We start from the raw sequence: 14,034 nt of genomic DNA, 5'->3' as shown, positions 1-14,034 counted from the left end.
ATTTCTCTGTGCGTGTTGTTGGTTGGGTTCTTTTATAAAAAAACAATTTTGACCCGCGCGGTTTTCGGCCGGCGCGGTTCTTCGTCGTTACCGTCCTTCGCCGTTTGCCGTCTTGGCGCGCGGGAGAAAATTTGCCCCATCGCAGAATTGACGTTTACGCAAACGTCAATATTTGTTATCTCGACCGCAACGTTGGTCCGTCTGCCATCCTCATATGCTGAGGCTGATTTCGGGGCCAAGACCGCATGGTGGAGGAAACGCATGCCGATCTACAGAGCGCCGATCCGGGACACGCTGTTCGTGCTGAACGAGGTGCTGGGCTATCAGCGCTATTCCAATCTTCCCGGATTTTCCGACGCGACGCCGGATGTGCTCGAGGCCATCCTTGCCGAGGGCGCGAAGCTCGCCGAAAACGTCATGCAGCCGCTCAACCGTGTCGGCGACGTGGAAGGTTGTGTGCGCCATGTCGACGGGTCGGTGACGACGCCAAAAGGCTTCAAGGAAGCCTTCGACCAGTATCGCGAAGGTGGCTGGATGGGGCTCGCCGCACCTGTCGAGTTTGGCGGGCAAGGCTTGCCCTATGCAGTGCATACTGCGGTTGCCGAATATATGGTGTCGGCCAATATGTCGCTGATGATGTATGCCGGACTGACGCAAGGTGCGATCGCTGCGATCATCACCCATGGCACCAAAGAGCAGAAGGCGACATGGTTGCCGAAGCTGGTCGAGGGCGCCTGGACCGGCACCATGAACCTGACCGAGCCGCACTGCGGAACCGATCTCGGCTTGCTGCGCACCAAGGCCGTTCCAAATGGCGACGGCACCTATAGGATCTCCGGCCAGAAGATATTCATCTCGGCCGGCGAGCATGACATGTCGGGAAACATCGTCCACCTCGTGCTGGCCCGTATCGAGGGCGCGCCGGATGGCGTGAAGGGCATCTCGCTGTTCATCGTGCCGAAGCTCAAGCTCGATGCATCAGGCAATCCGGGCGAGAAGAACACCGTCTCCTGTGGCTCGATCGAGGAGAAGATGGGTATCCATGGCAATTCGACCTGCGTCATGAATTACGACGACGCTGAAGGCACACTGCTCGGCGAGGCCAATGGCGGGCTGAAAGCCATGTTCACCATGATGAATGAGGCGCGGCTTGGCGTCGGCCTGCAGGGGCTCTCGCTGTCGGAAGTTGCCTACCAGAATGCGGTTTCCTACGCCAAGGATCGCCTGCAGGGCCGCTCGCTGTCGGGGCCGAAAGAACCGGACAGGAAGGCCGATCCGATCATCGTCCATCCGGACATCCGCCGCAGCCTGATGACCATGAAAGCTTTCAACGAGGCCGGTCGGGCGCTGGCGCTGTGGACGGCGATCAAGTCCGACATCGCTCACCGCTCCGGTGACGACAAGGACCGCCAGGCCGCCGACGACTACACCGGGCTGATGACGCCGGTGGTCAAGGGCGTGCTCACCGACAAGGGTTTCGATCATGCGGTAATGGCGCAGCAGGTGTTCGGAGGCCACGGCTATATAGAAGAGCACGGCATGAGCCAGTTCGTCCGCGATGCCCGCATCGCCATGATCTATGAGGGTGCCAGCGGCATCCAGGCACTCGACCTCGTCGGCCGCAAGCTGGCCTTGAATGGCGGTCGCGCGGTGCAGGCGTTCTTTAGGGAAGTCGGCGAGTTCTGCGAGGAGAACCGCACCGACGAGAAGATGGCGCCCTTCACCAAGGCGCTGAAGAAGAGCCTCAACGATCTGCAGGCGGCGACGATGTGGCTGATGCAGAACGGCATGGCCAAGCCCGACAATGCCGGTGCCGCCTCGACCGACTACATGCATCTCTTCGGCCTGGTGGCGCTGGGCTATATGTGGGCGCAGATGGCCAGGGTGGCCGCAGCGAAATTGGCGAATGGCGCCGACGGCGCTTCGTCTTTCTACGACAACAAGCTGGTGACGGCGCGCTTCTTCGTGGAGCGGATCATGCCGGAGACGGCGGCGCACCTTGCCCGCATCTCCAGCGGCGCCGACACATTGATGGCGCTGCCGGCCGAAGCGTTCTAGGCTCCCCTCTTCCTCGCGAGGAGGGTGGCCGCGAAGCGGCCGTGAGAGGGCGCCACGGCAGCGCGCCAGCCTCAATTCTGGCGGCGTGCTTGGAAGGAGGATCAGAGAATAAACATGACCAGTCCCGCCGAAATCCTTGGCCTTCCAAAACCCGCCTGGGCGGCGGACGAGGTCGGCATGCTTTATGACATGGCGCACCGCTTCATGTCGGAAGAGATCGCGCCGCGTTACGACGAGTTCGAGAAGAACGAGATGGTCGACCGCGAAAGCTGGCTGAAGGCGGGTGCGGCCGGCCTGCTCTGCGCCTCGATGCCGGAGGAATATGGCGGCTCGGGCGGCAGCTTCGCGCATGAGAGCGCCATCATCGAGGCGATCGCCCATGTCGGCGTCGACGGGTTCGGCATTGGCCTGCACAATTCGATCGTCGCCCCCTACATCCTCCATTACGGCTCGGACGAGCAGAAGAAGAAATGGCTGCCGAGGCTGGCGACCGGCGAACTGATCGGCGCCATCGCCATGACCGAGCCGGGTGCGGGCTCCGACCTGCAGGGCGTCAAGACGCGCGCCGAAAAGGACGGCAACCAGTACAAGCTCAACGGCTCGAAGACCTTTATCACCAACGGCCAGCTCGCTAACTTCATCATCGTCGTCACCAAGACCGATCCGCAGAAGGGTGCCAAGGGCATCTCGCTGATCGTCGTCGAGACCGACGAGGTGGAGGGCTTCGAGCGCGGCCGCAACCTCGACAAGATCGGCCTCAAGGCCAACGACACGTCGGAACTGTTCTTCAACGACGTGCGTGTGCCGACCTCGAACCTGCTTGGCAACGAGGAAGGCCAGGGCTTCGTCCAGCTGATGCAGCAATTGCCGCAGGAGCGGCTGCAGATCGGCACCACTGCTATCGCCATGGTCGAGCGGGCGCTGGCTCTTACCATCGACTACGTCAAGGAGCGCAAGGCCTTCGGCAAGGCCATCATCGAATTCCAGAACACCCAGTTCAAGCTGGCCGAATTGAAGACCGAGGCGACCATTGGGCGCGTTTTCTATAATGACTGCGTTGCCCGCCACATTAACGGCGGCCTCGACCCGGTGACGGCCTCGATGGCCAAATACTGGCTGTCAGACCTGCAGGGAAAAGTCGTCGACGAATGCCTTCAATTGCATGGCGGCTATGGCTACATGAATGAATATCCGATTGCGCGCATGTTCCGCGACGCCCGCGTCCAGCGCATCTACGGCGGAACCAACGAGATCATGAAATTGCTGATCGGGCGCTCTCTCTGAGCGACTTTCAGCAAACCCAAGGAGCAGGAAAATGGCCGAAGCTTACGTCTATGATGCCGTGCGCACGCCGCGCGGCAGGGGCAAGAAGGATGGCTCGCTGCACGAAGTGCCGGCGGTGCGGCTCGGCGCCAAGGTGCTCGAGGCGATCCGCGACCGCAACGGGCTGGACACCGGCACCGTCGACGACATCATCTTCGGCTGTGTCGATCCGGTTGGCGAGGCGGGTGCAGTCATTCCACGTGCCGCTGCTTTCGAGGCCGGCTACGACACCAAGGCGCCTGGCATGCAGATATCGCGCTTCTGCGCCTCGGGCCTCGACGCCATCAATTTCGGCGCCGCCAAGATCGCGCAAGGCGCCGACGAGATCGTGATTGCCGGTGGCGTCGAATCGATGTCGCGGGTCGGCATGGGCGCCTCCGGCGGCGCCTGGTTCATGGATCCTTCAGTCGGCCTGCCCGGCTGGTTCGTGCCGCAAGGCATATCGGCCGACCTGATCGCCACCAAATACGGGTTTTCGCGCGACGACGTCGATGCCTACGCGGTCGAAAGCCAGAAGCGTGCCGCCAAGGCGTGGGGCGAGGGCCGCTTCAAGAATTCGGTGATCTCGGTCAAGGACCAGAACGGCCTGACCATTCTCGATCACGACGAGCACATGCGGCCTTCGACCGACATGCAGTCGCTGGCCGCGCTCAACCCGTCCTTCGTCATGCCCGGCGAAATGGGCGGCTTCGACGCCGTCGCGGTGCAGAAGCATCCCGAGGTGGAAGAGGTCAACCACGTCCACCATGCCGGAAATTCGTCCGGCATCGTCGATGGCGCGGCGGCCGTGCTGCTCGGCTCGAAAAAGGCGGGAAAGACGCTCGACCTCAAGCCGCGCGCGCGTATCCGCGCCTTTGCCAACATCGGCTCCGAACCGGTGCTGATGCTGACCGGTCCGGTCGACGTCACCGAAAAGCTGTTGAGGCGGGCGAAGATGAAGCTGTCGGACATCGACCTGTTCGAGCTTAACGAGGCCTTCGCTTCGGTGGTGCTGCGCTACATGCAGGCTTTCGACATTCCTCATGACCGGATCAACGTCAATGGCGGCGCCATCGCCATGGGCCATCCGCTGGGCGCCACCGGTGCGATGATCTTCGGTACGGTGCTGGACGAATTGGAACGCCGCGACCTGAACACCGCGCTGGTGACGCTTTGCATCGGCGCCGGCATGGGCACCGCAACGATCATCGAACGCGTCTGACGGAGAGAGATGATGAGCTATACCAATTTCACCCTCGACACCGACGCCGACGGCATTGCTTTGGTCACCTGGGACATGCCGGACCGTTCGATGAACGTCTTCACCCAAGAGGTGATGCTCGAGCTGAACGTCATCGTCGACAAGGTGGCGACCGATGCAGCGATCAAGGCGGCGGTCATTACCTCCGGCAAGGATACGTTCTCGGGCGGCGCCGACATCACCATGCTGCAGAAGATGCTGGCGACCTTCGCCGCCGACAAGGCAAAGGACCCAGAGAAGGCGACCAAGGCGCTGTTCGACAATGCGGGCTATATGAACGGCCTGTTCCGTAAGCTGGAAACCTCGGGTAAGCCGTGGGTTTCGGCGATCAACGGCACCTGCATGGGCGGCGCGTTCGAATTGTCGCTCGCCTGCCATGGCCGTGTCGCGGCCGATTCCGACAAAGTGAGGATGGCACTTCCCGAAGTGAAGATCGGCATTTTCCCCGGCGCCGGCGGAACCCAGCGCGTGCCGCGGCTGACCGACCAGCAGCAGGCGCTGCAAATGCTGACCTCCGGCCAGACGCTGTCGCCGCAGAAGGCCAAGTCGATGGGCCTGATCCATGAGATTGCCGAGCCGGACAAGCTGGTCGAAACCGCCAAGGCGATGATCAGGAACGGCTTGAAACCGGTGGCGCCCTGGGACGAAAAAGGCTTCAAGCTGCCCGGCGCTCCGATCTATTCGGTGGCCGGTGCCAATCTGTGGCCGCCGGCCATCGCCATCCTGCGCCGCGAGACCTATGGCAACTATCCCGCCGCTGCCGCCATCCTGAAATGCGTTTACGAGGGCTTGCTGGTGCCGTTCGACACCGCCTTGCGGATCGAGCAGCGCTACTTCACCGAGATCATGCAGACCAGGGAAGCGGCAGCGATGATCCGCTCGTTGTTCGTGTCGCTCCAGGAACTGAACAAGGGCGCGCGCCGCCCGGCCGGTGTGCCGGAAACGAGGTTTAAGAAGATCGGCGTGCTCGGCGCCGGCTTCATGGGCGCCGGCATTGCCTACGTGACGGCCAAGGCGGGCATTCCGGTGGTGCTGCTCGACCGTGACATGGAGTCTGCCGCCAAGGGCAAGGCGCATTCCGACAACCTTATCTCGGATCAGGTGAAGAAGGGCCGTGCCAAGCCACAGGACAAGGACCAGTTGCTGACGCTGATCACGCCGACGGCCGATTACGCCGATCTCGCCGGCTGCGATCTTGTCGTCGAGGCGGTATTCGAGGATTCGGCCGTAAAGAAGGGCGCCACCGAACAGGCCGAGGCTGTGCTCAAGCCTTCGGCGACCTTCGCCTCGAATACGTCCACCATACCGATTACATCGCTGGCCAGGAATTCGGCGCGGCCAAAGAATTTCATCGGCATCCACTTCTTCTCGCCGGTCGACAAGATGATGCTGGTCGAGATCATCCTCGGCAAGAAGACCGGCGACAAAGCGCTGGCCACCGCGATCGACTTTGTCCGCGCCATCAAGAAAACCCCGATTGTCGTCAACGATACGCGCGGTTTCTATGTCAATCGCTGCGTACTGCGCTACATGTCGGAAGCCTACAAGATGCTGATCGAAGGTGTTCCGGCGCCGATGATCGAGAATGCGGCGAAAGCCGCCGGCATGCCGGTCGGTCCTCTGGCGTTGACCGACGAGACCGCGATCGACCTTGCCCAGAAGATCATGAAGCAGACGATGCGCGATCTCGGCGACAAGGCGGTCGACCCGAAGCAGATGGCGCTGATCAGCACGATGGTCGACACACACGGTCGCTTGGGTCGCAAGAACAGCAAGGGCTTCTACGACTATCCGGCAAAACCTGCCAAGAAGAAGCTGTGGCCAGGCCTCAGGGACCTCTACCCGCAACTGGCGCCGGAGAGGGTCGATTATGAGGAGCTGAAGCAGCGGCTGCTGGTCACCATCGCGCTTGAGGCGGCACGGGTGATGGAGGAGGGCATCGTTACCGATCCACGCGAGGCCGATGTCGGCTCGATCCTGGCCTTCGGCTTCGCGCCCTACACAGGCGGTGCACTGTCCTACATCGACGGCATCGGCGCGAAGAAATTCGTCAAGATCGCCAAGCGCCTGCAGAAGAAATACGGCGCCGAGTTCAGGGCGCCGAAGCTGCTGCTCGACATGGCCGAGAAGGGCGAGACCTTCTATGAGCGTTTCGATCCCTATGACAGGAACGAGGCCAAGGAGGCAGCGTGACGCCGTCTTCGGCGGTGGACAAGATGGCGGCCAAGAGGTAGAACAGGGAAGGTATTTTTTCCTGTTTCGAAGGAGAGCAAGGTGCTCTCGCATGACCGCGTTTGGGCCGCCATCGACGCTCTCGCCGAGCGTTATTCGCTTTCGGCCTCCGGGCTGGCCAGGCGCGCTGGCCTCGACTCGACGGCCTTCAACAAATCGAAGCGGCTGTCCTCGGATGGGCGGCCGCGCTGGCCGTCGACCGAATCGCTGGCCAAGATCATCGAGGCGACCGGCGCCTCGCTGGATGAATTTGCGGGGCTGGTCGAAGGCCGGGGTAATTCCGGCGCACTGCCCGTGCAGAAATCGTCGGTGCCGCTGCTCGGCTTCGCCCAGGCGGGCGCCGGTGGCTTCTTCGACGACGCCGGGTTTCCGGCGGGGCAGGGATGGGACCTGATCGAGCTGCCGGCACGGGCAACCGAAACCTCCTATGCGTTGAAGGTCCAGGGCGATTCCATGCTGCCGCTTTACCGCAATGGCGATGTCCTGATCGTCGAGCCGGGGGCTATCATACGAAAGGGCGATCGCGTCGTCGTCAAGACCAATGCCGGCGAGGTGATGGCCAAGGTGCTCGACCGCCAGACACCGAAGTCGATCGCGCTGGTCTCCCTCAATCCCGATCATCCGGACCGCGACATCCCCATGCGTGATGTCGAATGGGTGGCGCGGATTGTCTGGGCAAGCCAGTAGGCGCGGGGCCGGTGCGTCTGCCTCACCTTGCCTTGGCCGTTCTGGCGATTCCGGCGATGGCCACGGCAATTGTCGCTGGCGGCCGCGCCGTCCAGAACCAAAGCGGCGGCCCTGGCGAGCAAATTCAGGTCAGCGCTGAACCCCAGCCCGCCGCGCCGGCTACGTCGGCCATCTCGAAACCAGAGGCGGCCAAGCAGGCTACGCATTCAAGGGCAATCGATCCGGAAATCGTGGTGCCGCCGCAGCTCGGTTCCGACGAGCTTGAACGGATTGAGCCGCGCGCACCGTTGAGCGATCTGGCATTGGCCGGACTGCCCAGGCCGCCAAAAACGAAAATGCCTGACGACTGGAAAGGCACGAAACTGTTCCAGCCGGTCGCGCCGGCCGCCGGGGTCATCGAGGCAAAGGGCTATTCGATTGCGGTTTCCGGCATCGACATCGTCAAGCAGGACGAGACTTGCACCGACGGCGGCAAGTCTTGGAGTTGCGGCATCCGGGCGCGAACTGCCTTCCGCGCTTTTCTGCGCGGTCGTGCGGTGGTCTGTGCCGTGCCGCCCGAAGGCGGCCGTGATCTGATCGCCGCCGAGTGCCGGATCGGCAATCAGGATATCGGCCAATGGTTGGTCGAAAACGGCTGGGCGCGCGCCGCCAAGGGCGGCGCTTACATAGAAGCCGGCGAGAAGGCGCGTGCAGCGAAAAAGGGCGTCTTCGGGCCGGCGCCGAGCGTCTCAGGCCTGCCGCCGCTCCCGGCTGCGTCGCGATCCGCGCCTGTGGCGCCGGGCTCGATCCTGGAGGAGCAGGACGGCGTCCTCAAGCCGCCAGCTGACCAGCAAGCGCCCGTCGAATGAGCTCACGCGTTTCGGCAATGCCGTAGAGTGCGGCGAAGGAACCGAAGCGCGGCCCGCGTTCCTGACCTATCAGCACCTGATAAATCATCTGGAAGAAGGCGACGGAGACGCCGGGTCCACCCTCAGGGCTCTGCTTGGAACGATCCTGGTAGCGCTCGATCTTGCGCGCGACATTGAGGGCGGCGTTCTGGATCGCCTCGCCGGCGGCGTCAGCGGGCAGCGCGGCGAGCGCTTCCGAAAGTTTGGTCAGCGCCTCGCGCTCGACCGCGTCGGCGGCACGGTACACCTTAGCCGGCTTCACGAAATCGTCGAAATAGCGGATCGCATATTCGGTCAGCCGGTCGAGTTCGGGGTGAGTTGCCGGCGTCACACCCGGTGCGTGGCGCGAAATGAAGCCCCACAGCACGTCCCTGTTCTGCGCATTCGAGGCGCTGACCAGGTTGAGCAGCAGCGCGAACGACACCGGCAGGTCGATGATAGGCGGATTGCCGTCATGCATGTGCCAGACCGGATTGCCCAGCCGTTCTTTCCAATCCTGCTTCTGATAAGCAGAGAGGAACGTGTAATATTCGTCTACCGCCTTCGGGATGACGTCGAAATAAAGCTTCTTCGCGGTTCGCGGGCGCTGGAACATATAAAGGCTAAGGCTCTCGGTCGGCGCATAAGTCAGCCACTCGTCGATGGTTAGCCCATTGCCCTTCGACTTCGAGATCTTCTGGCCGTGCTCGTCGAGGAACAGCTCATAATTGAAGCCCTCCGGCGCTGGAGCATCGAGCGCACGGCAAATCTGCCCGGCGAGCTTGACGGAATCGATCAGATCCTTGCCGGACATCTCGTAATCGACGCCGAGTGCTGCCCAGCGCATCGCCCAGTCTGGCTTCCATTGCAGCTTGGCATGACCGCCGGTCACCGGCGTCTCGAAGCGCTCGCCGGTGTCCGGGTCGCGCCACACGATGGTGCCGGCGTCGAGCTTGCGCTCATCGATCGCGACTTGCATGACGATGCCGGTCTTGGGATGGATCGGCAGGAAGGGCGAATAGCTCTGCGCCCGCTCTTCACGCAGCGACGGCAGCATAATTGCCATCACCTTATCGAAGCGCTCGAGCATCTTGAGCAGCGTCGCGTCGAAGCGGCCGGAAGTATAATAGTCGGTCGAGGAAGCGAATTCGTAATCGAAGCCGAAACGGTCGAGGAAGGCGCGCAACCGTGCGTTATTGGCGGCGCCGAAGGACGGATACTCATTGGAGAAAGGGTCCGGTATCCTGGTCAGCGGCTTGCCGAGATACGCGCGCAGCATGTCCTTGTTAGGCACATTGTCCGGCACCTTGCGCAATCCGTCCATGTCATCGGAGAAGCACAGCAGCCGCGTCTTGACCTTGTCTTCGGTCAGCACGCGGAAGGCGTGGCACACCATAGATGTGCGCGCCACCTCGCCGAAAGTGCCGATATGCGGCAGCCCCGACGGGCCGTAGCCGGTCTCGAACAGCACCGTTTCCGGGTAGCCGCTGCTCGCGTAGCGGGCGACGATCTTTTTCGCTTCCTCGAACGGCCACGCCTTGCTTTCGGCGGCCGCGGTGAGGACTTCCGGGCTGAGATCGATCGGCTGTTGTCCGGCCATGATGCTATTTCCTGCAGCTTTGCCGGCATCCGTGCCGGCAGCCGCATGCTCTAGACTATGATCCCGAAAAGTGGAACCCGGTTTCCGGGCAGGACCGTGATCAGGCAAGAAGATATGAGCCCCGTCCCATTTAATCGGTATGGATCAGGCTTCAGGGCCTGACCGGAGCGTCAACGATCGCGGCTCTTTTTCCTTGCGGCGCCGGTCCCTCGTTCCTAACTTCGGGACCCGTCTCAAGGAGTTGTAAATGCCATTGTCGCCACACGAAGCCATGATCTACCTGATGGTCATCACCTCGGCGTCAGACCGCGACATGACCGATGTCGAACTGGCGCGGATCGGCGACGTCGTTCGATCCTGGCCGGTGTTTGAGGATTTCAATCAGGAGCGGCTGGTCGAGGTCGCCCAGGCCTGCCAGAAAATGCTGCAAGAAAAGGACGGGCTGGAGGGCGTCCTGGCGCGCGTCGCCGAGGCGCTGCCCGACCGCCTGCGTGACACCGCCTATGCCGCTGCCTTCGAGGTCGCGGCCGTCGATCTCGAAATGCGACTGGAGGAGGTGCGCGTGCTGCAGCTCGTCCGCCGGGAACTCGACCTCGATGCGCTGACGGTCGCCGCCATCGCGCGAGCCGCCAAGGCCCGCCTTCGCACGCTGACCTGAGCCAGCAGCCAAGCTCAGAAAAAGCTGACCGGAAAATAGCGCAGATAGAACTCGGCGAACGTGCCTTTCACCGAAATTTCCTGCAGCGCATAGTCGAAAGCGGCGGCCAGGGCCGGATCGTCGGCCCTGGTGGCGATCGCCATGCCCGAGCCGAGATATTCGGGCGCCAGATAGGGGCCGCCGGCAAAGCGGCAGCAGCCCGCCGCATCCGAACCGCCGAGCCAGAACGCAAAACGCATGCCATCGCCGAAGGCGGCGTCGATCTTGCCGGCTTTCAGCTCGCCATAAAGCTCCTCCGGCTTTGCGAAGGGGACGATTTGGACGTCGCCGAAATAATCGCGCAGCATCCGCTCATGCGCGGAGCCGGCGATCACGCCGACACGCTTGCTGCGCAGCTTGTCGAACATTGGTTCCGTCAGCGCCTGTGTCTTCGGCACGACGAAGCGTGCCGGAAATTGCAGGTAGGAGCGTGAAAACGCGTATTTCGACCGCGATTCCGGCGTGGCGGCGATTCCGGCAATGATCGCTTCGCCTTCGCCTTTCCGCAGCGCGCCTTCGAGCTCGGCCCAGGGCAGCGCCTGGATCTGGCATTTTTCGGCAATGCCGAGCTCGGCGCAGATGGCGCGCGCCAGGTCCACATGGAAGCCGGACAGTCGGCCTGCCCCGTCGAGAAAGTTGAAGGGCGGGAAATCGGTGGTGGTCAGGAATCGCAGCCGCGGCAGCATCGAAAGGTCCGGCTTTGGCAGCCGCACCTTGGCGTCCCAAAACACCGGCACCTGCGGCTCCGCAGCGCGCGCAGCACCCGCAAGCGATTGCACTCCGATCAGCATCGAGATCAATGAAATGGATATGCACCGAAACGCCACGCGACGACTCCGTCCAGTCTTGCCCCGGCTTTCGTACGAAATAACACAGGTTCTTGTACGAAAATAACTCAGGCACAACGGTTTTTGGTTTCATCATGGCAATTTAGGGATATTGTTTAGTGAGTTTGCAAGTGACTGTATGATGCCGGCTCAAGAGGAGCGGTGGGGCGTACAGAGGGAGCAGCTTTGCAGTCCGGGGTTGATGGCGTAGTGCGGGTTGATCACTGCCATTGGTCTCAAGTGCGGAAGGCAACATGGGGTAGATGTTGCGATGGGTCATTTCGATCGTACCCTGGAGTTGATAGATCAGTTGCAGCACGCCGGCACAGCGGCCGCCGTCTGCGAAAAGCTGCTGGGGGTAACAAGCGGGTTCGGGCTGACGGCGCTGATGGCCGGGACGGTTCCGCAACCTGGAACGCCGAAAAATCAGCAAAAGAACCATGTGCTGCTTTGCGACTGGCCGGCTGAATGGCTTGAGCGCTACGTCGCACGCAACTACGTCGATCACGATCCCGTCGTCAGCCACATGAAGCAGCTTCAGGCGCCGTTCCAGTGGCGGGAAGCGTCTCAGGGCATCCGCATCGGCAAGAGCGGCGGCGAGGTGATGGGCGACGCCGGTGAATTCAAGCTGCGCGACGGGTTGGCCTTCCCGCTGATCACGCTCGATGGCCAGATCGTCATGGTGTCGCTGGGCGGCGAGGCTGTCGAATTGTCGGGCGCCGAGTTCGGGTTGGTCTCGTTGGTCTCGACTTATGCGATTGGCCGCGCCATGCAGCTCCACACCATGGCGGGCAAAACCATCGACCATGTCGAATTGACGCCGCGTGAGCGCGAATGCCTGCAATGGGCCGCCGTTGGCAAGTCCGAATGGGAGATTTCCCAAATTCTCGGCATTTCGGAACACACGTCAGAGAAACACCTTCTTAACGCCAAAAGCAAACTCGGTGCCGTCAACCGGGTCCAAGCCGTCGCGGAAGCGATAAGGCGCGGCTATATTAACTAGGTCGGCCGCGCCGGCCTAGAAATTCTTGCCTACGTGATCGCGTAATTTTCTCGGGGGAGCACGGCCGTATTTTCCTATTGAACCTAGGAGACGGCAAATGCTTTTTTCCCTCACCACCCAGGAATTGATGGAACGCCCAGGCCTTTGGGAGGCAGTTCATCGGTTGCGTTACAAGATTTTCGTCGAGGAGATGGGATGGACCGATCTGCAGCGCCCCGATGGCCTCGAGATCGATCAATTCGACCACGACGAGGCAGTGCACCAGATCGTCATCCGCAATGGCGAGCTCGCCGGTTACCAGCGTATGTTGCCGACGACCCGGGCACATCTTCTAACCGATGTGCTGGCGGACCTTTATGAGGGAACCCCACCGTCGGGGCCGAATGTCTATGAACTGACCCGCTATGCGGTTGCGCCGGGATTCCGCGACGGCCGGCGCGGCGTGTCGACGGTGGGCACCGAACTGATCGCCGGCTTCGTCGAGTGGGGTCTGAAGCGCAACGTCAACCAGGTGATCATCGAATTCGAGCCGATGTGGGTGCTTCGCGCGCTGCAACTGCATTTCCTGGCAACGCCGCTCGGCTATCAGCGGACCTATGGCAACCAGCAGGTCGTTGCCACACTGCTCACCTTCAACGAGCACACGCTCGACGTGGTGCGATCGCGCCGCAATCACTTTGCGCCGGTGCTGGCCAGAGGGTACCCGGACATGCTCGGACAGAGACGCGCCTCGTAAGATTGGAGAGGGCCATGAACGTTCACTCAAAAACAGAATTCCGCAATCACACGCTGATCGTCACCGTATCGTCGGGTGACGGCCGCCCGGTGCTGGACAGGCGGGCCTACGAAAGCCTGGCCAGGACATTCCATGAAGCCGCTGTCGATGACGACGTCCGCGTCGTGGTCCTGCGCGGCCTGGCCGGGTGCTTTTGCCTCGGTGCTGATTTCTCCGAATTTCTCGATGCCACCAAACATCGGCGATTGATCGCCGCCGTCACCGATATGTTCCGCACGCTGGCGACGTTCCCGAAACCGGTGCTTGCCTGTGTCGACGGCGACGCCGTCGGCGTCGGCTGCACCATCCTGTTCCACTGCGACATGGTGATCGCCTCGAGCAAGAGCACGTTCCGGGTGCCGTTCGTCGATTTCGGCCTGGTGCCGGACGCGGCGACCAGCATCCTGGCGCCGCAGAAGCTCGGCTATGCCGGTGCGTTCCGCTTCTTCTGCCTCGGCGACACGCTCGCCGCCGAAGATGCCAGGCAGCTCGGCCTTGTCGGCGAGATCGTGACGGACGTCAGTGTCGAGGAAGCCACGTTGGCCAGAGCCAGGCAGCTCGCCAAGAAGCCAGTCGCGGCACTGCTGCAGACGCGCGACCTGCTTAGGGGGGACACCGGCGCGCTCTGCGACCGCATCGATCAGGAGATCTCGCTTTTCCAGCAGGCGCTGCAGGACGACACCACGCTGAAGCGGCTGCAGCGGATTGCCCGGATGGCGGCATGAG

The 14,034-nt window shown here is 62.2% G+C and carries 12 protein-coding genes; 10 read left to right on the top strand and 2 right to left on the bottom strand.

What is annotated here, in order from left to right; translation table 11 throughout:
• Positions 1 to 261 precede the first annotated feature (261 nt).
• The 6 genes from NKH37_RS29760 to NKH37_RS29735 all read left to right on the top strand — a co-directional run bounded on the left by NKH37_RS29760 (position 262) and on the right by NKH37_RS29735 (position 8,388).
• Positions 262 to 2,058, top strand: a complete 1,797-nt coding sequence (locus NKH37_RS29760) for an acyl-CoA dehydrogenase (protein ID WP_353006251.1) — start codon at positions 262 to 264, stop codon at positions 2,056 to 2,058.
• Between the two features lie 114 nt (positions 2,059 to 2,172).
• Entirely contained in the window at positions 2,173 to 3,342 is a 1,170-nt protein-coding gene (locus tag NKH37_RS29755) for an acyl-CoA dehydrogenase family protein (RefSeq protein WP_023719511.1), read from the top strand.
• Positions 3,343 to 3,373: 31 nt separating this feature from the next.
• Positions 3,374 to 4,582 carry an acetyl-CoA C-acetyltransferase gene (locus NKH37_RS29750; protein ID WP_352547915.1) on the top strand — a complete coding sequence of 403 codons (1,209 nt, stop codon included), beginning with the start codon at positions 3,374 to 3,376 and terminating at the stop codon, positions 4,580 to 4,582.
• 12 nt (positions 4,583 to 4,594) lie between these two features.
• Positions 4,595 to 6,814, top strand: a complete 2,220-nt coding sequence (locus tag NKH37_RS29745) for a 3-hydroxyacyl-CoA dehydrogenase NAD-binding domain-containing protein (protein ID WP_352640403.1) — start codon at positions 4,595 to 4,597, stop codon at positions 6,812 to 6,814.
• An 81-nt stretch (positions 6,815 to 6,895) separates the two neighbouring features.
• Positions 6,896 to 7,540: a S24 family peptidase gene (locus NKH37_RS29740; RefSeq protein ID WP_023719508.1), complete on the top strand. Its 645-nt coding sequence runs from the start codon at positions 6,896 to 6,898 to the stop codon at positions 7,538 to 7,540.
• 11 nt (positions 7,541 to 7,551) lie between these two features.
• Positions 7,552 to 8,388, top strand: coding sequence for a thermonuclease family protein (locus NKH37_RS29735; protein WP_352493783.1), 837 nt, complete (start codon positions 7,552 to 7,554; stop codon positions 8,386 to 8,388).
• On the opposite strand, the gene NKH37_RS29730 is transcribed toward NKH37_RS29735, so the two are convergent.
• Positions 8,351 to 10,006 carry a lysine--tRNA ligase gene (locus tag NKH37_RS29730; protein WP_352482488.1) on the bottom strand — a complete coding sequence of 552 codons (1,656 nt, stop codon included), beginning with the start codon at positions 10,004 to 10,006 and terminating at the stop codon, positions 8,351 to 8,353. The two genes, NKH37_RS29735 and NKH37_RS29730, sit on opposite strands and share 38 nt — an antisense overlap.
• Before the next feature lie 247 nt (positions 10,007 to 10,253).
• Here NKH37_RS29730 and NKH37_RS29725 point away from each other — a divergent pair, with 247 nt between their 5' ends.
• Positions 10,254 to 10,664 carry a tellurite resistance TerB family protein gene (locus NKH37_RS29725; RefSeq protein WP_023719505.1) on the top strand — a complete coding sequence of 137 codons (411 nt, stop codon included), beginning with the start codon at positions 10,254 to 10,256 and terminating at the stop codon, positions 10,662 to 10,664.
• Between the two features lie 14 nt (positions 10,665 to 10,678).
• Here the strand turns inward: NKH37_RS29725 and NKH37_RS29720 are convergent, their stop codons facing one another.
• Complete coding sequence (locus tag NKH37_RS29720) at positions 10,679 to 11,494, bottom strand: ABC transporter substrate-binding protein (protein ID WP_502895952.1); 816 nt, start codon at positions 11,492 to 11,494, stop codon at positions 10,679 to 10,681.
• A gap of 307 nt (positions 11,495 to 11,801) precedes the next feature.
• Between NKH37_RS29720 and NKH37_RS29715 the strand changes: the two genes are divergently transcribed.
• From NKH37_RS29715 to NKH37_RS29705, 3 genes are all read left to right on the top strand, one after another.
• A complete protein-coding gene (locus NKH37_RS29715) occupies positions 11,802 to 12,533 on the top strand; it encodes a helix-turn-helix transcriptional regulator (protein WP_352482485.1) in 732 nt (243 codons plus the stop codon).
• A 97-nt stretch (positions 12,534 to 12,630) separates the two neighbouring features.
• The gene (locus tag NKH37_RS29710) at positions 12,631 to 13,269 is read left to right on the top strand and encodes an acyl-homoserine-lactone synthase (protein ID WP_023719502.1); all 639 of its coding nucleotides are present in this window, start codon (positions 12,631 to 12,633) and stop codon (positions 13,267 to 13,269) included.
• 14 nt (positions 13,270 to 13,283) lie between these two features.
• A complete protein-coding gene (locus tag NKH37_RS29705) occupies positions 13,284 to 14,033 on the top strand; it encodes an enoyl-CoA hydratase-related protein (RefSeq protein ID WP_023719501.1) in 750 nt (249 codons plus the stop codon).
• Position 14,034 lies beyond the last annotated feature (1 nt).

The organism is Mesorhizobium sp. M1217, assembly GCF_040318275.1.
In the GTDB taxonomy this organism is placed as follows: Bacteria; Pseudomonadota; Alphaproteobacteria; order Rhizobiales; family Rhizobiaceae; genus Mesorhizobium.
The sequence above is the reverse complement of the archived record's forward strand: the minus strand, read 5'-3'. Positions and strand labels throughout refer to the sequence as shown.